This is a genomic window from Lentilactobacillus hilgardii DSM 20176 = ATCC 8290 (genome assembly GCF_000159315.1).
GTDB classification, from domain to species: Bacteria; Bacillota; Bacilli; order Lactobacillales; family Lactobacillaceae; genus Lentilactobacillus; species Lentilactobacillus hilgardii.
This window is the reverse complement of record NZ_GG669994.1, coordinates 214977-240862: the sequence shown is the minus strand read 5'-3', so window position 1 is coordinate 240862 and position 25886 is coordinate 214977. Positions and strand designations below refer to the sequence as shown.

Sequence of the window (25886 nt, the reverse complement as noted above, 5' to 3'; positions counted from 1 at the left end):
TTAACATCTTTCCGTCACATGATGATCTTAACGCGTCACAGCTCAGCATAACGTTTCAAAATGACCAGTCTCCATATCTATTTGTCACTATTAATTTTTTCACGAGACTTTACTAGTTTTTAAAATGTGCTAAAATTCGACTTAACGATTTTTAACTAAATTTTTAATTAATGGGAAAACAGGGAGTGGACAATTGAGATGAAAGTTGTTAAGTTTGGTGGAAGTTCGCTGGCAGATGCGGCGCAGTTCCAAAAAGTGATTCAAATTATCCAAGATGATCCGCAACGAAGGGTCGTCGTCACATCAGCACCGGGAAGAAGATTCACCGGTGACATCAAAGTCACAGATCTTCTAATCAAATATGCCAATGCAACGTTAGCTGAAAAGAAGAATGATTATGCTTCCGCTATTTTTGCGCGTTACCAGGAAATCGGAAATGGTTTTGGTGTTGATCAAAACATTTTGGAAGATATCCACTCAAAACTGATTGCTTTGCCCAATAAGACTTATCCGAATGACGATTACCTCATGGCTGCTTTTAAGGCACACGGTGAGCGACTCAACGCGGAATTATTCGCGGCATGTCTTAATAAACTTGGCACAAAGGCCCGCTTTGTCGACCCTTCGGAAGCCGGTATTTTACTAACAGACAATCCAAACGGTGCCTCAATCCTTGAAGAAACCTACGCTAATTTAGGCCAATTGAAATACGGTGATGAAAAGTTGGTTTTCCCCGGCTTCTTTGGTTTTACCAAAGATGGCAATATCGTGACGTTTGCGCGTGGTGGCTCCGATATCACAGGGTCAATCCTCGCGCGTGGCCTTCACGCTTCCCTGTACGAAAACTTTACTGATGTTGATGCTATTTATGCCGCAAATCCCAAAATCGTTAAAAATCCAATCCCGATTTCTAAAATGACGTTCCGTGAAATGCGTGAGTTATCCTATGCCGGCTTTTCCGTTTTCAACGACGAAGCCATTATTCCCGCCATTCAAGGACAAGTCCCGATCAACGTTAAAAATACAAATAACCCTGAACTTCCCGGCACATTGATTGTGCCCGAAAAGGACCTCTCAATTAAACGTCCCGTAACAGGAATTACCGGTTCAAACCGCTTCGCTGCTCTTTATCTACACCGGTATCTGTTGAACAAGGAAGTCGGCTTTACGCTTAAAATTCTTCAGATCCTTTATAAATATGGTGTTTCCTATGAACACATGCCATCAGGAATTGATGACCTAACGATTATTTTCGATCGCAATCAGCTCGATGACCAAACCATCCATAAGATGTGCAATGATATTCAAAACACAGTTAATCCGGATGATATGGAATGGATTGACGATTATGCGATCATTATGGTTGTTGGTGAAGGAATGCGTGCTAGAATTGGAACAATAGAGAACATTATTCGGCCGTTGGCAACTCATCACATTGCCGTTCATATGATCAACCAAGGGGCTTCACGAATCTCAATTATGTTGGGAACCCGTGAATCCGACGCCGATAATGCGATCAGGTATATTTACGATAATTTTTTTAAATCAGGTGAAATAGCCGCTGAAGAACTTCAGGCCAGCCTTGATTCATCAAGCATTTAATTTATAGAACTTATGATATGGAGGCACAATTATGGTGCAATTACTAAAAGTCCATGGCTCACAAAATCAATTTTTTATCTTGGATCAAACCGAGTTGAAAACGAAATTAAATCAAGAAGAATTGGTGGCACTCACCAAGCAGATTACTGATCCGGCCAAAGGACTTCTCGATGGTGCCGATGGTGTTTTAGTGATTGATCATTCTGATCATGATGGCACTTTGGGCAGCATGCAGGTCATTAACACAGACGGCAGTATTGCGTCAATGTGTGGTAATGGGTTACGCACAGTTTCACGCTATTTGTCAGATAAATACCATCAGAATTCATTTAAGGTTGAAACAATGGACAGCGATCTGGCCGTCCATCGTGAAACCAGCCTTGCACCAGGTGTTCCAACGTTTAGTGTGGAAATATCACCGGTTACTTTTAACAAAGAAAGCCTCCCCTTTGACAATCTTGACGGCGATACTTTGATTGACCGTGAAGTACCGGCATTTACCAAGGGGTTAAAATTCACGGCAATCGCAGTTCCCAACCCACATCTAATCAGCTTTGTCAGCGAAGAGGTCATGAATTCGGACGTTTTAGGAAAATTAGGCAAAGAACTGAATCAGCCAAATCCATATTTTACTGATGGTGTAAATGTCAGCTTTGCCCAAATCCTGGACCATAATCAATTATTTGTTCGAACCTATGAACGTGGTGTCGGTTTTACAAATGCTTGTGGAACCGGTATGTCGGCAACTAGTCTTGCTTTCTGCCTCAATCACCCAGAAGTAAGCGACTTCGAAGAAACCATTTCTGTTTATAATCCGGGGGGCATGGTTAAGACGCGGGTTCATGATGACGATGGCTCTTATCACATCGATTTAATTGGAAACGCCACATTCACACACAAGGTTGAAATCCCAGAAACCGATTTACACGCAAATCAGTTGCAACATGCTGAGATTACCGATACCGGTGAACAAAAAGATTATTTAAACTTTGTAAACGACTTAAAGCAACAGGAAGCCTAATCAAAAACAAAAGCTCGTAAGATCCGCAGCCTTAATGATGCGGATCTTACGAGCTTTTGTTTTTCAATGATTTATCGATTTAATACCACCAAATTCAAATTAGGATTTTCCAAATTGGCGCCTTATATTCCAGATGCTAACCGTTTTGATCCACACACTAATTAGGACTGTTCCTCTAACCATAAACCTGCATGTAAGCTAACAGGCATCAAATTCTAAAAGCGGGAATTCGCTGCCTGTCAACTTACACTCCGTTAGCTCCACACACTGATTAGGACTGTTCCTCAAAGCAGTTTTCTGCGCATAAGGGATTCATTTGAAAAATCCAAAAGCAGAATTTCCCAAATGAACGCCTTATTCTCCGAAGACTAACCGCTTTGTTACACACACTATTTTTTTTCCTTTTCCCACACCGTCTTAATCAGTTGATTTGCCATCACCCTACAGATCAACTCAATCAATTGATCCTGCATATACGTTTTGGCGTCAAAGCTGACCGATTCACCGTCAATCGCCGTTATTGTCATGTCATGAGCTTCAATTTTGATATTATATTCGGCAAAGGTTTTAATAATCGATTGCAATTTAACCTGATCCATCATTTTATTGGCCTCCCAGTTTCAATTTCAACCGCCACTCATCCTGGCGGACTTGATTAATTTTCATTCGTAGATCCATCAACTGCGAAACGGATAATAGAAAGTCTTTAACCTGTTCATAATGCGTCTTACTTGAAAAATAATGATTCGCTTTTCGCTGTGATAATTTATCAATTTTCGTTTGAAGGTTCTTGAGATACCTTTCAACAAACTGAATGGTATTTTCACGAATACTGGCCAAATTAGCAATCTGCTCATCTCCAGGATCCTCAATTTCCAATTCCTCGACCAGCTGAAACCCGTTTAGATCTTCAGAATCCGTATTCAGTAACAAAAAGTCCCCATTTTCAACCGCACTTTGATACGTATCAAGGTCTGTTTTCGTTAAATACCCGGGTAGTTGTCTGTCAGTTAATTTCACCAGTAGAACGACATTTCTGGTAATCCCCGCACCAAACTTAATATGAATCACAAAATTCTTTTTGCCTATGTAGTTAACATTGTCCAAAATAAGCTGTGGATTATTTGTAACGACTTCCCCAAGTGAAAAATAAGATTGACCCTTTTTTCTAACAATTTGACCAAAAACCGGCTTCATAGTCTTCCTCCGTCTAATTCATTTTCAAGTTGTATCAAGATGATTTTTGAAATACAATGACACTCAATGTTCATTTTAACGTATAATAGATTGGAACACACGTTCAAGTTAGACCAGTGAAGGGAATACCATGACAGTTCATCAAATCGGCATCCGCCAGCTCGTTGAGTTTTTACTCAGGACCGGCGATTTAAGCCCTATTACATCAAGTGAAAATACGCCTCAAGAGGGCAGTAGAATCCATCGTAAGCTTCAAAAAAGGCGTCCCGACAGTTATCAATCCGAAGTCAGCCTGAAAACCTCATTTCAATATTTAGAGGACGAGTATATTGTCGAAGGCAGGGCTGACGGAATTGATTATCAGGATTCAACCGTTCTAATTGAAGAAATCAAAACTTCGGACTTGGAATTCCAATCGGTTCCAGAGTCAACAATTCAATTATATTGGGCACAGGCAAAAGTTTACGCTTATATTTTAATGGAAAAAGATGCGCTTGACGACATTCGATTACAACTGACATACGTTCAAACTCCCGACGAAAAAATCACGACCAAGTTTAAATCTTATACCAAAGATGAAGCAACATCTTTCTTCAATGATTTGGTCGCCGAGTATAAAGCTTGGATTAAACTTCGCCGGGAATTAAATAAGCAACGTATCAAATCAGCTAAAGCACTTCGTTTCCCGTTCACAAACTATCGTCCGGGCCAGCATCAGCTTGCTGTCAACGTTTATAAAACAATTATGCTGGAAAAGCATTTATTTATCGAAGCCCCAACCGGTACCGGTAAAACCATTTCTACTCTCTTTCCGGCCATTAAGTCAATGGGTGAATCACTAATTAGCCGAATCTTTTATTTTACTGCCAAACAAAGTACACGTCATGTAGCCGAAAACACCATTTCACTCATGGCCAAAAATGGATTGACACTTAAAAGTATTACCCTGACCGCTAAAGACAAAATAACATTTCAAGAAGAACGGGATGTCCCACCCGAAAAAAATCCTTACATGGTAGGTTACTATGATCGGGTGCGACCGGCAATCAAAGATATTATTTCAAATGAAAATCAAATCACGAAACAAACGATCGAAAAATACGCCGAGAAGCACAAGGTTGATCCTTTCGAATACTCACTCGATGTCAGCCTCTTTTGCGACATTATTATTTGTGACTACAATTATCTGTTTGATCCCCAAGTCCACTTACAGCGGTTCTTTTCCGTTCCAGATAAAGAAAATTGTTTTCTCGTTGACGAGGTCCACAACCTAGTACAGCGCTCCCGTGAAATGTACTCGGCAGCTTTGAAACTAAGCCCAATTAAGCCACTGATCGACACCCTCTCGAAACAAAAAGAAGCCAATAAAAAAATCATCAAGAAGCTGGAATCGTTAAAACGCGCCTTTAAAAGGTACAGTAAAGAGGCCGGTGAAACTGTAAGCCGCCAAATTGCCCAAACCGCCCCCATTGATAATTTTAACAAGACACTCGGAGATTTAATCGCTGAAATACATGAATGGTTGGCAAATCAAAAACCTTCCCCAACCGTTGATCTGGTTGTTGACTATTATCTACAATGTCGAAGCTACTATTTGATTTCCCAATTCTATGACGAAACTTACCGTACCCGTGTGATCGTTGACGAAGATCATCATGATATTATTTTTCGACAGTTCTGTATGGATCCCAGTAAGCAATTGAAAGAGAGCTTGAATTTAGGAAGGGCTGCCATACTTTTCTCAGCCACGCTTAGTCCAATCTCTTATTATCAAAGAGTGTTGGGAGATGAAGCAGACAGTTTACCAATGATTTCCACCTCATCGTTTCCCCAGCAAAACTGCCAGGTTATCATTGCCAATAATATTAATACACTCTACGCAAATCGGGGTAAGAGTATTCAACCGATCTGTGAAACCATCTTTACTCTTGTTTCTCAAAAAAAAGGGCATTACATGATTTTCTTTCCATCCATGAATTATCTTGATGCTGTTTTGTCTGAATTTTCAACTATATATCCGGAAATTAAGACCGTTAGACAGAAATCGACAATGGATAATTTTGCCAGGCAGCAATTTTTAGATGAGTTTCGCCAGACTCCGGAGCAAACCAAAGTTGGCTTTGCTTTGCTTGGTGGTATCTTTTCTGAAGGAATTGACTTAAAGAATGACCAACTGATTGGCGTTGGAATCGTAAGTGTTGGCCTTCCTGGGATGAACGCTGAATCTGATTTAATCCGTGATTATTTTGATTCAATCAACGGTGAGGGCTTTTCATTTGCATATCAGCTGCCGGGGTTTAATAATGTAAGTCAAGCCGCAGGAAGAGTGATTCGTACCAACACCGATAAAGGGGTTATCGTTTTAATGGATCGTCGGTTTAATCAAACCAGATACCGAAAAATCTTTCCAAAACACTGGGCAAACATCCAAGTCTCAAATAACCCCAAACAGTTGGAAAATCAGCTCCAAAACTTTTGGAAGCAGTTCCGAAATTAAGACCAAAGGTGTATACTAGTATCACTATTCATTCATTGAATTATGCCAGGAGGGATTCAGTTTGAAATTAGCAATGTATGATCATAAGCCAACGTTTGTCGCGCCACAGAATAATCAAATTTGGGGTGTGCCAATCACTGGGTATGACTCAATCGACGATATCTTGAACGATTGGCAGAACTTCGAATCCAAAGTACTTATCAATATTTCAGACAAGGCCATTATTAATGACGATCGCGCTGAGCCGCTTGATCCTAAAAAATTTGAGCAGCCCGTTACCCATCCCCGTCAATTACCGGCGATCGGCTTTAACTACCTTGATCATATGGAGGAGATGTCAACTGCCCGTCCAAAACGGCCAAACGTTTTTAATAAATTTGTCAGCTCTCTTGCAGGTCCAACAAATGCTATTCATTTGAGTAGTGATACTGTTGACTGGGAATCCGAATTAGTTATTATCATCGGTAACGGTGGCCGCAATATCAGTCGGGAAGATGCTGAGGACGCCATTGCCGGCTACATGGTTGGTCAGGATATTTCAGATCGCACCTTACAAGCAATTGATGGTCCAAGTACCCAGTTCGATCTCGGAAAATCATATCGTAATTATTCACCGGTTGGCCCTTATATCTCAACAATTGCCGATACTGACGACATTGTTTCAAAGCAGATTACGACAAAGATCAACGGTGAAATCATGCAGCAGGCAACTGTTAGTCAAATGATTTTCGATATTCAAACATTAGTCTCATATATTTCAGGTGTCATAGAGTTATACCCGGGAGACTTGATCTTCACAGGAACACCAAGTGGTACCGGTGTAGGAAGGGATCCACAGGTATTCCTTAAATCAGGAGACGTCTTCACAAGTGAAATTGATGGCTTGGGAATGATTGAAACGAAGGTAAATTAGAGAGTGCTCCGGAAAACGTTTTGATCCCAGAATATAAGCTAATAAAACAATAATCTTGGATTTGGGTTATTGTTTTATTAGCCTATATGGCCGGGGTCAGTTTTTTGGTGCACGTTTCAGCTGGCTAAAAATGTCCATCTGATATTCCTGAACTTGGGATATTTAAGTTTTTGGCTTATATGGCCGGAAGTTGCTTTTTATTACACGTTTCGGCTAAATGACAGCATACATCAATCAAATGAGTGGCTGGGACATAAGTCCAAAAAACATTACTTTTTAAAAAAATCCCGTGAAATCAGCGTTTTTTAAGCTGATTTCACGGGATCTTCACTTTAAGGTAGGAACGTTGTAGTATTGATTTTTAACTATTGTCCCAACCTCTCTTGATTTTTTATTATTGACAATTAAACTTATTTTTTCCTCAATACACAGACCGGCTCCGGTACCTTAACGTCCTTTTGGATCATTGTCAGCTTACCAGTTTGAGCATTTCGTGTGTACAACGTTCCGTTATCAGAATTTTGATTGACACAAATCACAAATGATTCATCGTCACTGAAATTAAAATCGCGTGGAAAATCGCCTTCGGTTGAGATGCGTTGGATCAATTGCACATTACCCTTCTCGTCTGAACTAAAGACGGCAATTGTATTATTTCCCCTATTGGAAACATAAACGAATTTGCCATCTTTCGAAATTCGAATTGCAGCAGCGCCGTTATGCTCGGTCCAGTCTTCGGGAATTGTTGATGAAATACTTCTTAGTGTTAATTTCCCTGCTTTTTCGTCATAATCCAAAACAGCTAAATGACTACTCAATTCCCCAACCAGATAAGCAACCCCCTTCTTTTCATCAAAGGCGATATGCCGAGGACCGTAACCATCTTCCATTTGTAATTCACTGACAGGAGTTAATTTGCCACTATCATCAAGATCATAAATAAAGACTTTATCAACACCAAGATCCACTGCAACTACTCGATTATCAGGTGTTAAATTAATATAATGGGGATGCGGGCCATCCTGTTGTTCGGGCCGAAAACCCAATGTTCCTTTATCCATGATTCTATCAGCACGGGTAATGGCACCATCACTGGCAATCTTGTAAGTACAAATTGTGCCAGCGTGATAATTGGCCGTAAATACCAACTTGCGTGTCTCATCAACAGCAATGTAGGCTGGCGATGTTTCTTGATCGTGAATCGAAGCAATATCCGTTAATGGAAAATCTTCAGACTTGCCATCCCACTCTTTAAAACCACCTGTTACATTGTCGTCTTTATCTTTAACCTTGGTAATCGCATAAATCCGCTTACTGTTAGATTCAGCAACATACGTGGGGTCAATTGCATCACCAACAAACTGTAAATTCTGCAATTTTTGATTGTCTGTGTCCAATTCAAGCTGATAAACACCTTTACTGATTCGTCTGGTATAAGTTCCAATCAAATATTTTTCTATCAAAAGTTTTGCCTCCAGAATTTGTTTATGTCTACATTATGCCACAGATAGAAGTTAATCAAAATACATTATGTAAGCTTTTTCACGAAAGGATGCTCATTATGGATTCATTTGAAAAATTTCACCCGGTTTTAACAGCCCATTACACACTGGACTGGTTAACACAAACTCAAGTTAAACGCGTTGATGATCTTTTTAATCAGCCAAACTTTACAACCGTTTCTGCAGAAAAACTACCAAATCAAATCTTCGATACGGTTAAAGGCATTAATCATGTCATGCAACGTGTGATGAACACCACAGAACTAACTTGGGGAATTACTGATTCAAACGATGGCTCTTTTAAGGGAATAATAACGATTTCCGGATTCAATCGTGATGACAAAACCGGTATTATCGATTTTACATTCGTTAAAAATGAAGCCAGAGGATTAAGTGAAGTCATCAAACGCGTCGTAGAATTCGCAAAAGATCATTTTGATTTCACTAAATTAGAGGTAAACTTAAATGCTCCTGCTACCGTAATCTCAAGTATCCTCAAAGAAAACAACTTTGAAACCCTTGACCGTCACCATTTTGAATTAGACCTATCAACTACCAACTAATAAAAAATCAGTAAAATAATGCTCAGTTTATTGATTTATTTGTTAATATAGTTTAGAATAATTCTAAAATAAGAATCAAAGTAGCACTGGGAACCGGTTAAAGTTCTAAAAACTTGCCACCTTCCACTAGGTATTGGAGGAATTGCGTTATGGCTACCAACACACAACAATTGGATGTATCATTAAAACGACTTAAAAAGAAAGGGATTCGAATAACCCCCCAGCGTGAAATTATCTTGACCTACCTGATCGGCCATCATAATCATCCTTCCGTTGAAACGATTCGAGACGGCATTGACGAAAAGCTGCCTAATTTAAGTGTCGCTACCATCTACAACACACTCAAACTATTCGTTGATAATGGCTTGGTTATTGAGCTGCCTAATAAAGATGGCGGCCTTCGATATGATTTTTTCGGTGTGCCCCATTACCACGCAATTTGTGAAAACTGTGGTAAGATTTTTGATATTTTTGACGAATCATACCCTGATATCGTGGCACATGTTCAGAAAGTAGCCAGGGAAAAAGTTGGTTTTACCGTTACCGGTACACAATTAGAAGTAACTGGCATCTGCCCGAAATGTGAAAAAAAGCTCGCAACTAGAAAGCCGTTATCAAAATAATATTACAATGGATAAAGTCTGATATAATAGGATTTAAACCGCTTTTTTATTATTTTGTCAACAACTCTTAATATGATTGACAATAAGTCGTCAAAAGCCCGTAATCATGCGTTAAATCACTGATTACGGGCTTTCTTGCTGCTTGAATCTACTACGCTAAATCGTTTATATTACTAAGCGTAATCAAGTAAGAATGTAAATATTTGATATATTTAAACCAGACTAAATTTAACTAAAAACCGAAACATCATCCAATCATTTAAAAGTAATCCGATCAAACTTCTGAAGGGAAAAATTATTTTGAAAAAAAGAAATTTAATCAAGGCAGTTTGTGCACTTTCATTTGCTGCCGTGGGAATTTTCTCATACGGCAACAGTGCCCATGCCGAAAGTGTCAACACATATATCGCAAACAACAATATTGACCACGCTGATGTAACATCATCTGTTTGGGGCGGGTTTCCGAAAAACGGTTACCGCCACGGTACTGGTAAGCCTGAAGGGGTTGTCGTCCATGAAACTGCAAACCCAAGTTCAACGATTTACAACGAAATTGCATACATGAAACGCAACTATCGGGCTGCCTTTGTTCACACGTTTGTTGATGCCAGTCGAATCATCAACATCGCGAACACAGACTATCTGGCTTGGGGTGCCGGATATCCAGCAAACGCACGGTTTGTCCAGTTTGAACAGGTTCGCGTTCATAGTAAGTCAGCCTTTGCACATGAGATTGCAAACTCAGCTTACTACACGGCCTATATTCTGGATAAATATGGTTTAACGCCAAATGATGCCGCCTATGATGGCAAAGGAACCGTTTGGTCTCACAAAGGCGTCTCCAAGTTTTTAGGAGGCACAGATCATACCGATCCAACTGCCTATTACTCATCAATGGGTAAAACCTATTTTGGTTCGAGTTATACATTTGCACAGTTTTATCAGCTTGTAAAAACAACGTACGACAACATTTCTGGCTCACACGAAAAAAAAGCATTTGATAAAGTTTCGTATCAGTCAGCCGATGACGAGGCGCTATTAGGAGATAAATATAAATCTTATAAGCTATATAACCATGTAAAAAATTCAAGGGCCAATATTAAGTCATATTCATGGTCATCAGTAGGTGCGACCATCGGCAAGAAAGTATATATCGATAATATCGGTACAAAATCATCCGGCAGTGCCTGGTATCGTATTCGCTTCTCAACTGATAACGGTGTTCAAAAATACTGGGTATACGGTAAGGCGTTGAACTTGGATTAAACGGACAAAAAGCCAAATCGGTTATTAGTTCAAAAGGGGTCGAACTTTTTTGTTCCGACCTCTTTTGCTTTAACTAAAAGTATTTGTTCTTATTTAGTTACCTTAAAGCTGTTTTTATCATATCGGAACCAATTTTAAAAATCACAGTTCGGCATCATTTATTCACTATTCAGCTTGTTCAGTTGACATTTGAACTTTAATTATATATGATGAGGCTACTTTGGAAGACCAAGTAGTGCGACTACAGAGAAAGCGTTGACTGCTGGAAAACGCTTAAGAGCACGAATCCTATCTTCTATTACGATTATGTCTTAATCAGACACGGATTTTCCCGTTATGAAATCAAAAAGTGTGAAGCCTTGCTTTGAATGAGAATGGTACCGCCCTAATTGGGTGTCTCAATTCAAAGTAAGGCTTTTTGTGTAAAATGAAAGAAGAAATTCAGGTGGCAAATATGAATAATCGAACTATTAATGCAAATCGAATCGTTGTTAAAGTAGGAACCAGTAGTCTCATCCACCCAAGCGGTGCCATTAATTTGGAAACTTTCGACCAATTAGCATACACACTCAGTGCACTAAATAATCAGGGCAAGGAATTGATTCTAGTTTCGTCAGGTGCAATTGGTGTCGGCCTGAATAAAATGAACCTTAAAAAACGACCAACAGAAATCGGTGCCCAGCAGGCATTGGCAGCAATTGGTCAATCGGAACTCATGACTTTATTTACCCAAAGATTCAACCATTACTTAACAGACATTGCGCAAGTTCTGCTCACCCATGATATTTTTGATTATCCCAAAAGCAATAAATATGTCATGGATACATTCAATTGTCTCCTCAACGACAACGTCATTCCAATCGTTAATGAAAATGATACGGTTGCCACCGACGAATTGGATCACAAAACAACTTTTGGCGATAATGACCAACTTTCTGCAATCGTTGCCAGTCATGTCAACGCAGATTTACTGATTGTTTTATCAGATATTGACGGCTTTTACGATCAGAATCCTAAAAAGTATGTCAACGCCAATCTAATTTCCACCGTTAATCATATTAACGAAAAAACATTCACAGTCGCCGGTGGCTCTGGAAGCCGCTTTGGAACCGGTGGAATGCAAACAAAATTATTGGCAGCGAAACGAATGCTGGATGAGAACCGCCAAATGGTTTTGGCCAATGGCAAGGATCCCAGAGTTATTCTTGATATTCTCGCCGGTAAACAGATTGGAACCCTGTTCTCCAACGATTCAACAAGCAATCAGCATCGTGACTTGGCAAATCTTAATCAAAAATAAAAAAGCCAAATAACATTTAGAAATCCTCACTACTTTAAAATACAACCCTGGGAGGGCTTAATCATGAATGACACTTTAATTCAAATCGGTCAACAAGCAAAAAAAGCGGCTGTCAAAATGGGACAGCTTGATACGATCACTAAAAATCAAATTTTAAGCCAATTTGCAGAAAACATTGTTGCTCACATTTCTGAAATTCTCACCGCTAATCAAAAGGATTTGGCAAATGCTACTGAAATGCCAACAAAATTTACTGATCGATTAAAATTAACCGAGCAGCGTATTAAGAATATGGCAGAAGGGCTACGCCAAGTCGCCGCTCTATCGGATCCCATCGGAAATATTGATCGTGGCTGGACCAACGAAGCCGGCTTATTAATTGAACAAAAACGTGTCCCGATAGGTGTGATTGCGATGATTTTTGAGGCCCGCCCCAATGTCACAGTCGACGCATCTGCTCTGACATTCAAAAGCGGCAATGCCGTTATCCTGCGTGGAGGCAAAGAGGCGCTCAACAGCAATTTGGTACTGGCAGAAGTGATGCGTGAAGTCTTGAAACAAAACGGGTTGGATGAGAATATTATCCAGATTCTTCACGATACAAGTCACAAAACAGCTGATGATCTCATGCACCTGAATGACTATGTGGATGTTTTAATTCCTCGTGGTGGCGCCGGTTTAATTCAGGCCGTTTTAAAAAACTCGACAGTACCTGTGATCGAAACCGGTGCCGGTAATTGTCATATTTATGTGGATCAATTTGCGGAAGAACAAATGGCGGTTGATATTGTTGTGAACGCTAAAGTGCAACGGCCTTCGGTCTGCAACGCCGCTGAAAAATTATTAATTCATCAAAACGTCGCTAAAAAGTTACTGCCTGCCATTGCAAAAGCGTTGGAAAAACACGGTGTTGAACTGCGTGGTGATCGGAGAAGTCAGGAGATTATCGGGTCAATCAAGCCCGCAACTGAAACCGACTGGTCAACCGAATACAACGACCTGATTATGGCCATTAAAATTGTTGATAATGAGCAGGAAGCAATCGATCATATCAACCAGTACTCCACCGGACATTCAGAGGTTATCATCACAGATAATTACCAAAACAGCCAAACATTTTTAAACCAAATCGATTCGGCTTGTGTTTATGTTAATGCGTCAACTCGATTTACCGACGGCTTCCAATTCGGCTTCGGTGCAGAAATTGGCATCAGCACTCAAAAACTCCATGCACGTGGCCCAATGGGATTAAATGAGCTCACGACCACTAAATACGTTATCCGAGGAAATGGCCAGATTAGAAAATAAGTGTGCGGAGCAAAGCGATTAGTACCCAGAGTGTAAAACGTTCATTTCAGAAATTCCGATTTCACATCAAAAAACGTTCAAACGGCAACCATTATCCGTTTGAACGCTTTTTATTTATTTACCCGATTCACTTTTTTCTTTATCCTGTATTTTCTTTAGACGGTGACTCATCATTAACGTCGTCCCCGGAATTGTGAGTACAACGCCAATTAATGAAATGATAATTGCGATGAGTTCAGCTGCAAAAACCTTGTCATTTATAATATCTCCAAACGAATAATTCAATCCATAGAACCAGATAAACAGCCCCATTGAGCTGCCAAAGAAACCAAAGAATAATGTATTTACCGCCGTTCCAATAATTTGCTTGCCGATAACGATACCATCTAAGAATAATTGACTGCTTGAAATCTTAGGATGCTGTATCGTAATTTCATCAAGACCGGATGCAATCGCAATTGACGCTTCTGCAATTGCTCCCAAAGAACTCAGGATAGCGGTTGAAATGGCCAATTTTGTAAAGCTGATTCCGACATACATTGATAAGCCCTCAAGTTCCTCGCTATCCTCAAGACCAAAACCGCCAACTCTCGCCCAATATTCAATCGGTATAATAATGACAATCAAAATAATTAGAATCATGACAGAAGCTTGAAAAGCGGTAGTTGATGCGTTATCACTTGCACTACTCCAAAAAATTGTGATCGACAGCAAAATAACACTCGCCACAATAGTGACCACAATCGGTGGTAGGTGAAAGGCAATGAGCACAATGCTAAAGAAGAGAATGCCAAAATTAATGACCATGCTAAGAAAGGATGAAATTCCCTGCTTACCGCCAACGATGATCATTAGAATCAATAAAAGAGCTCCAAGTGCTGTTAACGACCCCATCAGCGTTCATCCCCTTTGATCAGTAGTCCGGCAAACAAACTGGATAAAATAACGGTTAGAACAATGCCGATTCCACTAATTAAGCTGGAAGTCATTCCTAATGACATATTCATTGAGAATGAGTATTTCCAAGTATTCCCGTTTTTAAGATACAGCAATGTCATCGGCAGCGTCTCAGCCATAAAAATGAAGAATAAGACATTAATCAATGGCCCCATAATTGATTTACCAATCTGCCGACCGGAATTAAACACTTGTAGTTTACTGAGTTCTGGACGTTCCTGTTTAAGTGTCGCCAGTGAAGCAACAATATCTGTTGCCTCATCCATCACCGCTCCCAATACACCGATCAAGACTTCCGCCAAAAATAATGGTTTGGGAAGTTGGGTAACGTACTGCATCGATTCATAGTACATCCCCTTCTCATGCGTGACGCCAAAGACAAGTAATGTCAGTAGAATCGTAATTGCTGTCGCGGAAATGACCGCAGATAAAGTAACCAACATTTTTCGATTCCAACCCATCACCAGAAATAACGTGATTATACAGAAGATAACGGCCAAAATACTAAAGATTGGAATCACTGCTGCACCATTGTTATGGTGATCAATCTTGACGGCAAGCCAAAACAATATCGTATTGATCACAATACTGGAAATGACGGTAACACCTCTAAATTTTAAAATAATAAACAACAGGCTCACCGCTAATGCCAGCAAAAAGATAATCGGTGTGTCACGCTTTAAATCTTTAACGGTTGCGTGGAGCTTCGGGCTTGTATGTAAAACAATAAACAGTTTCTGGTTGGTTCGATATTGATGGTCCATCGCCCCGGAATTCGAATAAGCATTTTGGATTTTCAAATGCTTACCGGCATACTTTCCATTCGTAATATGTCCCGATAACAGTTGCTGATGATAGTAATCAACATTATGAAACTCATCGGACATCTTTGTTACCTTACCATTTGTCACCTTGGTGACCTGAAAAATCGGTTCAGTATACAAACTGTCGTCGTGAGCAGTCAGAAAAACGGCCACTAGACAAAAAATAACAACGATTAAAACTTGTATCCAAGTCATCCTGCTCTTTAATTTAAAAGCCATGGTCCACATCTTTTCGCTAGAAATTTTAGGGCTATTGTAACATTAGTCATTTTATTGTGGGAAACCGTGACGGAATATTAAGAAAAATACAAGAGTCATTCTAAAATTATAGCTCATCATAATCATTCAACGGACGCACTTATGAACAATTTTATAAGATCAAAAAGCCGGGACAAGGCCTGACTTTGTCCCGACAGTAAAATTATTTCAATACAATATTAGTCTCTTGGATAATCAATAACCATCACATTAACTGTTGAATGACGGACAACGTAAGCAGTTGTTGACCCCAAGATTGCTCGTGAAATGCCGTTCACGCCTGATTTACCCATTACAATCAAAGAAGCCCCGTATTTTGCAGGTAAGGCTTTAGAAATTTGAATCTTAGGAACCCCCACAACGAAATGGGTTTCAACTTTCGCGCCAAGCTTTTCCGCTTCGTCTCTGGCATCATCCAGAATTTCTTCTGCCCGTTCCTGGAATGATTGCATGACATCTTGACCCAATGTCACCCCATATTGAACATAGCGTTGATCACTTGCTACTGAAACGATTTGTAACGTTGATCCGAATTTATTTGCCAATTTAGCTGCTTCGCTCACAGCCCGTTTAGAATTATCACTACCGTCAACAGGAACTAAAATTGTTTCATACATAAACAGCCACCTCCAATTTTCATTTTACAACTAAAGTTTACCATTTAATTATTGCAGCAACCTCTATTAAGTTCGTAGAAATCCAAATTATTGGAAACGCTCACACAGTTATTTATAATGAATGTGATTTCATTCACCAATCTAGGGAGGAAAATGATGATGGATACTCAATTATTAATGAATAAAGTTGCGATTATCACTGGTGCCGGATCAGGAATGGGGGCCGCGATGGCCAAGCTGTTTGCTAAAGAGGGCGCAAAAGTAGTCGCTGCCGATTTAAATATTGATAACGCTAATAAAGTCATCAAGGATATTCAGGCAGATGGCTATGAGGCAGCCGCAATCAAAGTCAACGTTGCAGATCGCCAAGATATTTCGTCAATGTTTGCATTTGCCAAAGATCATTATGACCACGTAGACATTTTGGTCAATAACGCCGGTATTATGGACAACATGGCTGCAATTGGCGACTTGGAAGATGACGAATGGCACAAGGTTATGGCTGTCAACACAGATAGTGTGATGTATGGTATGCGGGAAGCAATCAGGGAATTTCTTCCAAAGCACACTGGTGTTATTTTAAACATTGCGTCCATCGGTGGGACAAACGGCGCTCGTGCCGGTGCAGCATATACGGCATCCAAACATGCTGTTGTTGGTCTTACCAAGAATACAGCCTATATGTATGCAAACGAGGGTATTCGGGTTAATGCTATTGCACCGGGTGGCATTCAAACCAATATTGCCCAGACAATGGGAAATATAAATGAGTTCGGTATGAAACGCCAAATGACCGGGATGCAAACCTCACCCAAGCCCGGTAGTCCTGAAGAAATTGCTGACACAGCACTTTTCCTAGTTTCCGACAAGGCAGCCTATATCACTGGTGCTGTGTTACCCGTTGATGGCGGTTGGACAGCCTACTAAAGTCGTCATTCATTTAAAAAATCTTTATTTTTGATATCATCTAAAAAGAGGTGGACAATTGCTTTTGTCCACCTCTTTTCTGTTTGTTATTGCACTAATTGTGCGGTTAAATTGAATTCTTTCGATCAGGTATCGAACTCACTCAATATTAAGATGTTTCACAATTTCTTTATTCTCTTGAAGTTCCTGTCGCCGCTTCTTTAATCGCTCCTGATAGTTTTTTACCAAATAAACCTCTTCGGCAGTTTCCGGTATTAACTTGGGAAACTGAACGTCTTCAAGTGGGTTGGTCACAATCAGCGTACAAAATGACATAAACGCCAGCTTGGTTTCTTTCATTTGTTTATTATATGCTTCAAACTTGCTAAATACTTCAACTGCTTTTTTATCGGCACCGGTTACGTATGATGTGCACTTACTAATATCGCCAGGAGTTAAAGGTGCCAGAAATTGCGTATGGTCATAACCTGCCGTCACAAATGATAATTGACTCGGCAAAAATTTCACACCCGACAGACCCGCATTGGCATCAAGAATCTCCAACGTTCGTCCACCAAATTGAATTTGATTGTTGTTCATGTCCCCAGGGAAAATATAGCTTTCGTGAATTGCCGCTGTTTGGGCACAGGTAATTGTTTCAACGATAATAAACGCCTCCAGTCAAATCGAATAGTTTCTTTATTAATATGATACCCTTTTCATTAGTGTAATGGCAACAATAATAGGTGATAAGGATCACTTTGTGAATTTAATATTACAAATACAAGCATTTTATTGTTAGCGCTTTCTCAAAGATGTAAAATGTAGCCGTACAGAAAAATAACATTTTCACTTAGGAGGCTCATATCATGAAAGCGGTACGTATTTATGGTGAAAAAGATATTCGTGTAGAAGATGTTGACATTCCGGAGCCAAAAGATGACCAAGTACAACTAAAGGTTAAGTATTGTGGTATTTGTGGTAGCGATTTGCATGCATACCTTGAAGGTTGGGGCTTGCCAACTGTGCCATATCCATTAACCGGCAAAACAGTGCCAATTACACTTGGTCATGAGTTTTCAGGTGAAGTCATAAAGATCGGAAAAGATGTTGACGGACTACAAGTTGGTGACCATGTTGCTGTGGAGCCATTGCTTGCCTGTGGAAAATGTGAAAACTGTCGTGCAGGAAACTATAATTTCTGTAACCGAGCCGTTTCAACCGATGGTGCCGGTAACTTCTTAGGATTTTCAGAAGATGGCGGAATGGCACAATACGCAAACGTTCAAGGTGTCTTTGCTCACAAATTACCAAAAGACATGAGTTTTGAATTGGGCGCTTTGGCCGAACCAACAGCCGTTGTTTACGAAGCCATCAAGAAGAGCCACTTACGTGAAGGTCAAAACGTTGCCGTCATGGGAGCCGGTCCAATCGGCTTACTTCAAGCACTTTTGGCAAAGATCGCCGGTGCAAACAAAGTTTACATTGTTGATGTTTCAAAAGTTCGTTTGGAAAAAGCAAAGGAACTTGGATTAAAACATGCACTTGACCCGACTCAAGTCAATGTCGAAAAAGAGATTAAAAAGGATCTTCCAAACGGTGTTGATATTACTTTTGAATGTGCCGGCGTTCAAGCCACTTTTGATACTGCGTTAAAGATTACAAAACGAACCGGTACCTTACAAGTAGTTGCACTTTATGGGAAACCACTTACAATGAATATGACAGATGATTTAATTATGCAGGGACTCGATATCATTACGACGCTTTGCTACAACAATTCATTCCCTAATGTTTTAGGAATTATTGACAATCATAAAGATCTATTCAAGAAGATCGTTACAAAGAAAGTCAGCTTGGATGATGCATTGGATCAAGGAATTAAAGCCTTGGCAACTGATAAATCACAAGTTAAGATTTTGATTGATCCGGCATTATAATCCGGCTTTCCCTGAACAATTGTAGAATTACAGAACCTCACCCTTCCGCTAAGCCCACTTCCTGGTTCTGCTTTGGTGGAAGGGCAACAGATAATTATTCCCTTATGAAAAAATTCACCGACAGCTACTTTGTCGGTGGATTTTTTTGCAATAGTGACGTTATTCTTTTGATAATTTCTTCTCCATGTTAATATCAGTTACTTTAAATCCACTTTCCCGATAGACATGAATTGCCCGCTTATTGCTGCCAAACACATGCAACGCCATATTCTTAAAGCCGATTTTTAAGGCCTCATCACCGGCCAATTTTAAAGCTTGTTTGCCAAATCCTTGATCCTGGTACTGCTTCAATATTTGAAGATCGTAAATAAACGCTGTTTCCGGGTTATCCGTACTTTTAGCAATCCAAATAACACCAACCTTGGTTTCGTTATGATCGATCCTATAAAAATAATTATCTGGTGTTTCTATACCATTGGGCAGTAAAATCTGATATTCTTCACTTGCCCTCTGAAAGGCCAGTTGTTCGGTCCAAGTCCCCGCCTTGATTTTTTCTCCGGCATAGTCGGTTACTGCTGTCGACAAATAAGTATCGTAATCTTTTTGGGACATAGCATTTAATGTAATCATAGAACCCCTCCAAATTAATTTAATTTCCAATAAAGATATTATAACAGTCAAAATGTGTCAATGGCCTGTCAGCTCTCGGATTATAAACCGAAGCCAGGCTATCCACGCATTTTTTACGTCTTTTAAGCAATGATACTTTTAATACAATCGACTAAAACAGGTCGTTAAATAAAGTTTAGTTAATGTCGTTTCTACTTACATCCCCAAAAAGATTCTTAAAAATCCCAGTGAAATAACGCCGACTACCACGGTGACCAGCAAATTTTTTGAAATAACGGCACTCAAAACTGTCGGTAAAGAAGCTAATAAATTAGGGATATTCAGCGATGGCAGCTGTCCCAAATGTTGTATAAATAAATTTTCAAACCACAAAGCTGACATGATCGCAATTGGAACAAAGCTCAAAAATTCAACAACACCCGCGGATAACTTGAATTTTTTTAAAATAACAAACGGCATAATCCTAGATAGCCAGGTCGCTATTCCAGATCCTAAAATTGTCAAAAAGACAAAACTAGAAGAAGGCATGCTTCATCACCACCCCAAAAGCACAAGCTAATAATGTCACAACCAGCGTTAACAGATTTGCCGGAATAAAAATAATGCCGATAAAAGTTGCGACTAAAACAAAACCGACTACTAGTAGCTGTAATTTAAATTTTATCGATTTATCACTAATCAGCTGTAAGTAAAGAAGTCCTATAAACATCGAGACCAGGGCAAAATCCAAGCCGAATTTTTCAGGGTTACTGATAAAGTTTCCCAACAAAGCGCCTAACAGAGACGCAGCTGCCCACGCCAAATAAGCAAACCAATTGACCGTATTGAACCAGGCAAAATTCAGTTTTCTGTTAGTATAGTTGAGTTTATTCATTCCTAGGGCAAAGCTTTCATCAGTTACCAACCCACCTAAAATGATGTTTTTTAACAGGCTCTCTTTTTGAAAATAAGGTGCCAGAGTTGTGCTCATCAAAATCATTCTTGAATTAATCAAAAATGCCGATAAAATAATCGACACCATTGGACTATGTGTGACAAGCATACTGACGATGATAAATTGTGACGCACCACCATATGTAATCAAAGACATTAACGTGATCATCAGCGGACTGATTCCTGAGGCTTTTCCCACAATGCCATATGCTAAGCCAATTCCTATGTATCCAAATACAGTCGGCAGCGTTTCCTTTGCTGCACTTGAAACCGTTAACTCATTATTCACGCAACATTTCCTCCATTTCTTAATTATTGTTGAACGAGAAAGCCGGATTAGTTGACTTCTATCTCAGCTATTGTTTAAAATAAGAGACGTAAGTATGATATATTGAACATTAATGGAATTCTAATTCATTTTTCATCTTATGTCAACACTGGCTGGGGGCTTTTTTACAATGGATATCGGCGCAATTGTCAGCAAAAATCTAAGAAAAATTCGCCTTGAAAAGGGTTTTAGTTTAACTAAATTATCAGAACTCTCCGGTGTTAGTAAAGGGATGCTCTCACAAATCGAGAATAACGGGACCAGCCCCACCATCAACACAATCTGGAAGATTTGTGCCGGATTAAGCGTCCCTTACACCGCATTGTTAGAAGGACGTGTTGAAACGACCAAGATTATCAAAAAGTCTGCAATCAATGAACAAAAATCTGCAGATGGTCACTATCGTATTTGTTGTTATTATCCCGATTCTCCCCATCATAATTTTGAACTTTTTCAAATGGAATTGGATAAAGATGCCAGTTATACCTCGGTAGGCCACTCCAAGGTCAGTCGGGAAGGCCGTTCGGAAGAATATATTATGATTTTATCCGGCCAATTGACACTGGTCGTTGGCGGTAATCAGTTAATCCTAAACGAAAATGACGCAACCCGCTTTGACCCAACCAGTAAACACATCTATCAAAACTCCGGGAATCATATTTTGAAAGCAACTATCATCAATTTTTATCCGGTTTGAAAAAAGTTTCATCAAATTTGAAAATGAGCTTGCACTCTTTCGGGTTTTGAAATACAATAATGTTCCCTGAAGCGCTTAACTGACTTCAGAGGACATTGTTTCTTCAACCAATTCTTGAAACGGAGGCATTTTTATGACTCAACAAAGTATGGTGGCTCTTCATCCTTTTGTACTGAAAGTGAGAGGCAAGAAAGTATTGTTCGCACCTAATTATCCGAAAGATGCCCGCAAACGCTTTGTTAAACTTAAGAAGCGTGCGGATAAAGATCCATTTGATACGGATGCTGAATTTGATTTGGCAATTGAAGACAAATTAAGGATTGATGCATTGAACAGTTACTATGAAGACCTCGACGAGAAAGAAGCTTTCCGAGCCAAGGCAGGTTGATTTAAATCGATAATTTTAGCTAATAAACTCATTCAAAAATTGAGGGACTGGACAAGCTATATTTTGTCCAGTCCTTTTTAATGTCCCACTCTTTTGTCATTAGGACTTAATAAACAACATCATTCCAAATACGATCAATAGACCATATACATATTTGATCATTAACGCATTGTCAATATGGTCAGTTAACCAATTACCGAATGGAATCACCAAAAACAGAAGTGGTGTAACGATTGCCAGTAATTCAAATACTTCTATACTCCAAAACCCGGCAATTGCTTGACTGGCAACTACTAAAATACCAACGCACAAAAAATGGGCTTGAAGAATGCCACGAAGTTCCATAACCAGCCACTTTTTTAAGGTCCCATACACAACAATCGGAACACCATGACTGTTATAAGCACTGCCCATGACACCGGAAATCACCCCGGCTACATAATCAAAGAACAATGACTGAAACCTCGGCTTATTTGTCTTTTGCCGATAAATTCGAATCAAGCAATAACTGCCGTAAACCATCAAAAAAACACTTAGGATCCGCATAATAATGGTTTTATCAACGTATTTAATGAGAAAAATACCAATCGGAACACCTAATATTGATCCAATAACCAATCTTCGAACAATTGCTACATTTATATGTACGCGATAACGAATTGCCCCAGGTAATGCAACAATCAACCCTAAGGCACCGATCAAAGCAACCGATGTATTTAAATCAAAGGAAATCAGGGCCAATAACGGCATCGTCACTAAAGCTTCACCAAATCCAAATACCGTGCGCACCAAGGCGCCAAATAATGCAATCAAAACTACCAAGAATAAAATCATATCGTTTTCTCCAAATCAATTTATCTTTAGCCATTATTATCAGTATACAGGAAACAACTGCCAAGCAAGCTGTTTTCAGCTAAATAGTGGCAGTATTCAAAAAGATCAGAGCAAAATGACTTTGGCCCCGATCTCTTCAAAATACTATTTTTAATGATTGTTTTCAAAAAGCAGATTTATAATATCCTCTGCCTACTAAACATTTGCTTTTTTGTCTTTAAAATCCTGCCAAGCTTTTAACCCGGCATCTGTCAAACCATTAACAGAGCCACCATCACTTTTAATGAGACCTGCTTCAATAAGTGGTCGCGGATTACCGCCAATTGCGTTATCGCAATAATCAACAAAGTGACTAATCAGTGTACCGGATTCAACTCTTCCGGATTTAATGGCGTTTAAAATATCAAAATCAGTTTGTGACAGTTCCATGATTCAATAGCCCCTTTCTTTTTCGAATTTCATTATAAACGAAAAAGGCCAAATCGGCATCATAAACGTCTTGATTCATCACTTTCTGTGATTGGCTTCCCAATCCTTGATTTGAGCTAATCGGCGCTTAAATCGGCCTTCATTGCCCTGTTCTGTCGGTTCATAGTAGATATGGCCTACCAGTGAATCCGGCATTGTCTGCATCGTTGTTAATTTGGCTTTAGACTCGTGGGCATACTGATATCCCTTACCATAGCCGAGATCGGACATTAGTGATGTCGGTGCGTTTCTTAATTGCAATGGAACTGGTTCATTGACAGAATGTTTCACATCTTCGGCAGCCTTCAATTTTGCCTTATAAACCGCATTTGATTTCGGTGCCAGTGACAAATAAATCACAGCTTCTGTTAAATGAACATCGCATTCCGGCATCCCGATAAACTGACAGGCCTGAAAAACATTAACGGCAACGTTTAATGCATTTGTATCCGCCAAACCGATATCTTCACTGGCAAATCTAACCAAACGTCTGGCAATGTATAAAGGATCCTCGCCACCGTTCATCATTCGTGATAACCAGTAAACAGCGGCATCGGCATCACTATTTCGCATTGACTTGTGGAGTGCAGAAATCAAATTGTAGTGTTCCTCACCACTTTTGTCATACAGAAACGATTTGGTTGCCATCAGCTGATGAAGATTATCGGTAGAAACCCTGATACGGTCACCGGACTTCTCGCTATTATTCACGGCCATTTCCAATGTGTTCAAAGCAATTCGGGCATCTCCGTTGGCAAACTCGGCAATTTGTCTGATCGCTTCCCCATCAATTTCTACATGTTGCTTGGCAAAACCATCTGGATGAACCAACGCATGCTTAATAAGTTGGATAATGTCATTTACTTGAAGCGGTTGAAGGACAAATACCTTACAGCGTGACAATAAAGCGGCATTAATTTCGAATGACGGATTTTCGGTTGTTGCCCCGATTAACGTAATACTGCCCTTTTCAACAAACGGTAAAAAAGCATCCTGCTGGGCCTTATTAAACCGGTGAATTTCGTCAACGAAGACGATCGTTTTACCACCCATGTTCCGATTAGCTTCAGCATCCTTCATTAGCTTTCGAATATCGCGAATGCCGCTGGTGACCGCACTAAACGTGACAAACTTTGCCTTGGTTTTTTTGGCAATGATTTCCGCCAATGTTGTTTTCCCGGAACCGGGTGGCCCCCAAAAAATCATTGACGGCAATTGATCACTCTCAATGATTTCTCGAAGGACCTTTCCTTTCCCAAGCAGCTGTTGCTGGCCGGCAAAATCTGCTAGAGTCTGTGGTCGGACCCGATAAGCAAGTGGTTGGTTAGCAAGATCGTTCGCTGCAAATAATGATTGCTGTTTCACAGTGACACCTCCAGTACGACAAAACTAATGATTCACGTTTCATTATATCACCTTTTAGCGAACGTTCGTTCATAAATAACTACTCGCTGAGCTGTAAAAAAGCCCCCACGTAAACGTGACGGCTCTTATGAAAAAACATTTTTACAAAGGACGGTCTAGTTTCGAAATCAGGCAATCAAATCAGCTGCCATGTGGAATGCATTAGCAAGTGCAACGCCTTTTCTTGCAACCCGCTTGTTAAGCAATAATTGCCGAACGAAAGTCTTCAACGGTAACGTGTTCGGTATCCTTAATCGGCATCCCTTGACCACTATATGATCCGGTTGTTAGGGTCACAACCAACCCGTCCCGGTTATCCAAATGAATGTCGTAATCCTCAAAATAGTATGAGTCATCGTAGTGAGTTTTCTTTTCTCTTTCTCTCACAATCAAAGAACTGTGACCTTCGATATGTAAATGAGCCTTTTGCTTCATCTACTGATTTTCATTGCAACCAGGTTATGGTTAATTGCAAGCGAAAAAGTCAACAAAAGCATTGCCAATATGCTTTTTATGAAGCTTTTAATATTCGAATTAAAGTAAGCGCTTTTACCTGTAAAATATTATCGATGAGTTATAATAAAGGTGAATCAGAGCAATGTCGTTCAACCTTTAAGGGGGATGAACATCATGAAATTCAACCATAATTTTTATAAAGAATCTGTTTTCTGGGGAAGTTTATTCTTCCTTGCCATGTTTATCACACTGCTCATTGACAAAATTACAGGCATGTACACCGTTAACTGGTGGTTGGCTTTATTAACGGTTATCTTGGCAACCGGTGGCATGCTTTACGCGTTTTTAAAGGGAATTTACCATCATCATGACGATATGAAAAACGGCAAAACGTTGTGATTGCTGAATTGATAATAGACTAGTAAACAATATAGAAGAGGCTTTTCAGCCTCTT

At 39.8% G+C, this 25886-nt stretch carries 28 protein-coding genes; 14 read left to right on the top strand and 14 right to left on the bottom strand.

Going from position 1 to position 25886, the window contains the following annotated elements:
* Positions 1 to 198: 198 nt before the first annotated feature.
* Positions 199 to 1602 (top strand): aspartate kinase, encoded by a 1404-nt coding sequence (locus HMPREF0519_RS08385; RefSeq protein ID WP_003635443.1) that lies wholly within the window; start codon positions 199 to 201, stop codon positions 1600 to 1602.
* Positions 1603 to 1633: 31 nt separating this feature from the next.
* Entirely contained in the window at positions 1634 to 2623 is a 990-nt protein-coding gene (gene dapF / locus HMPREF0519_RS08380; protein WP_003635441.1) for a diaminopimelate epimerase, read from the top strand.
* A 389-nt stretch (positions 2624 to 3012) separates the two neighbouring features.
* Here dapF and HMPREF0519_RS08375 read toward each other — a convergent pair whose 3' ends face one another.
* Both HMPREF0519_RS08375 and HMPREF0519_RS08370 read right to left on the bottom strand, forming a co-directional pair.
* On the bottom strand, positions 3013 to 3225 hold the full coding sequence (locus HMPREF0519_RS08375; protein ID WP_003635440.1) for a hypothetical protein: 213 nt from the start codon (positions 3223 to 3225) through the stop codon (positions 3013 to 3015).
* Position 3226: 1 nt separating this feature from the next.
* Complete coding sequence (locus tag HMPREF0519_RS08370) at positions 3227 to 3820, bottom strand: hypothetical protein (protein ID WP_003558983.1); 594 nt, start codon at positions 3818 to 3820, stop codon at positions 3227 to 3229.
* 130 nt (positions 3821 to 3950) lie between these two features.
* Between HMPREF0519_RS08370 and HMPREF0519_RS08365 the strand changes: the two genes are divergently transcribed.
* Positions 3951 to 6317 (top strand): ATP-dependent DNA helicase, encoded by a 2367-nt coding sequence (locus HMPREF0519_RS08365; RefSeq protein WP_003635438.1) that lies wholly within the window; start codon positions 3951 to 3953, stop codon positions 6315 to 6317.
* A 61-nt stretch (positions 6318 to 6378) separates the two neighbouring features.
* Positions 6379 to 7230, top strand: coding sequence for a fumarylacetoacetate hydrolase family protein (locus HMPREF0519_RS08360; protein WP_003558979.1), 852 nt, complete (start codon positions 6379 to 6381; stop codon positions 7228 to 7230).
* Between the two features lie 410 nt (positions 7231 to 7640).
* On the opposite strand, the gene HMPREF0519_RS08355 is transcribed toward HMPREF0519_RS08360, so the two are convergent.
* Complete coding sequence (locus tag HMPREF0519_RS08355) at positions 7641 to 8693, bottom strand: lactonase family protein (RefSeq protein ID WP_003635437.1); 1053 nt, start codon at positions 8691 to 8693, stop codon at positions 7641 to 7643.
* Between the two features lie 35 nt (positions 8694 to 8728).
* On the opposite strand from HMPREF0519_RS08355, the gene HMPREF0519_RS08350 reads away from it, so the two are divergent.
* From HMPREF0519_RS08350 to HMPREF0519_RS08330, 5 genes are all read left to right on the top strand, one after another.
* Complete coding sequence (locus tag HMPREF0519_RS08350; RefSeq protein ID WP_003558975.1) at positions 8729 to 9295, top strand: hypothetical protein; 567 nt, start codon at positions 8729 to 8731, stop codon at positions 9293 to 9295.
* Between the two features lie 149 nt (positions 9296 to 9444).
* Entirely contained in the window at positions 9445 to 9918 is a 474-nt protein-coding gene (locus HMPREF0519_RS08345; RefSeq protein WP_003635435.1) for a Fur family transcriptional regulator, read from the top strand.
* A gap of 300 nt (positions 9919 to 10218) precedes the next feature.
* Complete coding sequence (locus HMPREF0519_RS08340) at positions 10219 to 11184, top strand: peptidoglycan recognition protein family protein (RefSeq protein ID WP_003635434.1); 966 nt, start codon at positions 10219 to 10221, stop codon at positions 11182 to 11184.
* A gap of 454 nt (positions 11185 to 11638) precedes the next feature.
* The gene (proB, locus tag HMPREF0519_RS08335) at positions 11639 to 12484 is read left to right on the top strand and encodes a glutamate 5-kinase (protein ID WP_035462656.1); all 846 of its coding nucleotides are present in this window, start codon (positions 11639 to 11641) and stop codon (positions 12482 to 12484) included.
* A gap of 63 nt (positions 12485 to 12547) precedes the next feature.
* The gene (locus tag HMPREF0519_RS08330; protein ID WP_003635432.1) at positions 12548 to 13792 is read left to right on the top strand and encodes a glutamate-5-semialdehyde dehydrogenase; all 1245 of its coding nucleotides are present in this window, start codon (positions 12548 to 12550) and stop codon (positions 13790 to 13792) included.
* A 114-nt stretch (positions 13793 to 13906) separates the two neighbouring features.
* On the opposite strand, the gene HMPREF0519_RS08325 is transcribed toward HMPREF0519_RS08330, so the two are convergent.
* The 3 genes from HMPREF0519_RS08325 to HMPREF0519_RS08315 all read right to left on the bottom strand — a co-directional run bounded on the left by HMPREF0519_RS08325 (position 13907) and on the right by HMPREF0519_RS08315 (position 16448).
* On the bottom strand, positions 13907 to 14686 hold the full coding sequence (locus HMPREF0519_RS08325) for a YibE/F family protein (RefSeq protein WP_003558965.1): 780 nt from the start codon (positions 14684 to 14686) through the stop codon (positions 13907 to 13909).
* Positions 14686 to 15801 carry a YibE/F family protein gene (locus tag HMPREF0519_RS08320; protein WP_003635430.1) on the bottom strand — a complete coding sequence of 372 codons (1116 nt, stop codon included), beginning with the start codon at positions 15799 to 15801 and terminating at the stop codon, positions 14686 to 14688. The genes HMPREF0519_RS08325 and HMPREF0519_RS08320 overlap by 1 nt, the downstream gene beginning before the upstream one ends.
* Positions 15802 to 16010: 209 nt before the next feature.
* Positions 16011 to 16448: a universal stress protein gene (locus HMPREF0519_RS08315; RefSeq protein ID WP_003558961.1), complete on the bottom strand. Its 438-nt coding sequence runs from the start codon at positions 16446 to 16448 to the stop codon at positions 16011 to 16013.
* Between the two features lie 117 nt (positions 16449 to 16565).
* On the opposite strand from HMPREF0519_RS08315, the gene HMPREF0519_RS08310 reads away from it, so the two are divergent.
* Positions 16566 to 17375 carry a glucose 1-dehydrogenase gene (locus HMPREF0519_RS08310; RefSeq protein ID WP_003635428.1) on the top strand — a complete coding sequence of 270 codons (810 nt, stop codon included), beginning with the start codon at positions 16566 to 16568 and terminating at the stop codon, positions 17373 to 17375.
* Between the two features lie 138 nt (positions 17376 to 17513).
* Here HMPREF0519_RS08310 and HMPREF0519_RS08305 read toward each other — a convergent pair whose 3' ends face one another.
* Positions 17514 to 17954 carry a hypothetical protein gene (locus HMPREF0519_RS08305; protein ID WP_003635426.1) on the bottom strand — a complete coding sequence of 147 codons (441 nt, stop codon included), beginning with the start codon at positions 17952 to 17954 and terminating at the stop codon, positions 17514 to 17516.
* Between the two features lie 269 nt (positions 17955 to 18223).
* On the opposite strand from HMPREF0519_RS08305, the gene HMPREF0519_RS08300 reads away from it, so the two are divergent.
* A complete protein-coding gene (locus tag HMPREF0519_RS08300) occupies positions 18224 to 19294 on the top strand; it encodes a 2,3-butanediol dehydrogenase (RefSeq protein WP_003558955.1) in 1071 nt (356 codons plus the stop codon).
* A gap of 159 nt (positions 19295 to 19453) precedes the next feature.
* Here the strand turns inward: HMPREF0519_RS08300 and HMPREF0519_RS08295 are convergent, their stop codons facing one another.
* From HMPREF0519_RS08295 to HMPREF0519_RS08285, 3 genes are all read right to left on the bottom strand, one after another.
* On the bottom strand, positions 19454 to 19924 hold the full coding sequence (locus HMPREF0519_RS08295) for a GNAT family N-acetyltransferase (RefSeq protein WP_003635423.1): 471 nt from the start codon (positions 19922 to 19924) through the stop codon (positions 19454 to 19456).
* A 195-nt stretch (positions 19925 to 20119) separates the two neighbouring features.
* Positions 20120 to 20452: an AzlD domain-containing protein gene (locus HMPREF0519_RS08290; protein WP_003558951.1), complete on the bottom strand. Its 333-nt coding sequence runs from the start codon at positions 20450 to 20452 to the stop codon at positions 20120 to 20122.
* On the bottom strand, positions 20439 to 21146 hold the full coding sequence (locus HMPREF0519_RS08285) for an AzlC family ABC transporter permease (RefSeq protein ID WP_003635420.1): 708 nt from the start codon (positions 21144 to 21146) through the stop codon (positions 20439 to 20441). Before HMPREF0519_RS08285 ends, HMPREF0519_RS08290 begins: the two co-directional genes overlap by 14 nt.
* Positions 21147 to 21315: 169 nt before the next feature.
* Here HMPREF0519_RS08285 and HMPREF0519_RS08280 point away from each other — a divergent pair, with 169 nt between their 5' ends.
* Both HMPREF0519_RS08280 and HMPREF0519_RS08275 read left to right on the top strand, forming a co-directional pair.
* A complete protein-coding gene (locus HMPREF0519_RS08280; RefSeq protein WP_190870473.1) occupies positions 21316 to 21882 on the top strand; it encodes a helix-turn-helix domain-containing protein in 567 nt (188 codons plus the stop codon).
* Positions 21883 to 22015: 133 nt separating this feature from the next.
* A complete protein-coding gene (locus HMPREF0519_RS08275) occupies positions 22016 to 22270 on the top strand; it encodes a hypothetical protein (protein ID WP_003558945.1) in 255 nt (84 codons plus the stop codon).
* Positions 22271 to 22369: 99 nt separating this feature from the next.
* On the opposite strand, the gene HMPREF0519_RS08270 is transcribed toward HMPREF0519_RS08275, so the two are convergent.
* From HMPREF0519_RS08270 to HMPREF0519_RS08255, 4 genes are all read right to left on the bottom strand, one after another.
* Positions 22370 to 23104: a sulfite exporter TauE/SafE family protein gene (locus HMPREF0519_RS08270; RefSeq protein ID WP_003635417.1), complete on the bottom strand. Its 735-nt coding sequence runs from the start codon at positions 23102 to 23104 to the stop codon at positions 22370 to 22372.
* Positions 23105 to 23299: 195 nt separating this feature from the next.
* Positions 23300 to 23533 carry a hypothetical protein gene (locus HMPREF0519_RS08265; protein ID WP_003558940.1) on the bottom strand — a complete coding sequence of 78 codons (234 nt, stop codon included), beginning with the start codon at positions 23531 to 23533 and terminating at the stop codon, positions 23300 to 23302.
* A gap of 78 nt (positions 23534 to 23611) precedes the next feature.
* Complete coding sequence (locus tag HMPREF0519_RS08260) at positions 23612 to 24937, bottom strand: replication-associated recombination protein A (protein ID WP_003635415.1); 1326 nt, start codon at positions 24935 to 24937, stop codon at positions 23612 to 23614.
* Positions 24938 to 25174: 237 nt separating this feature from the next.
* Positions 25175 to 25411, bottom strand: a complete 237-nt coding sequence (locus HMPREF0519_RS08255) for a hypothetical protein (RefSeq protein ID WP_003635413.1) — start codon at positions 25409 to 25411, stop codon at positions 25175 to 25177.
* A 195-nt stretch (positions 25412 to 25606) separates the two neighbouring features.
* On the opposite strand from HMPREF0519_RS08255, the gene HMPREF0519_RS08250 reads away from it, so the two are divergent.
* A complete protein-coding gene (locus HMPREF0519_RS08250; RefSeq protein WP_225428992.1) occupies positions 25607 to 25831 on the top strand; it encodes a hypothetical protein in 225 nt (74 codons plus the stop codon).
* Positions 25832 to 25886: the final 55 nt, after the last annotated feature.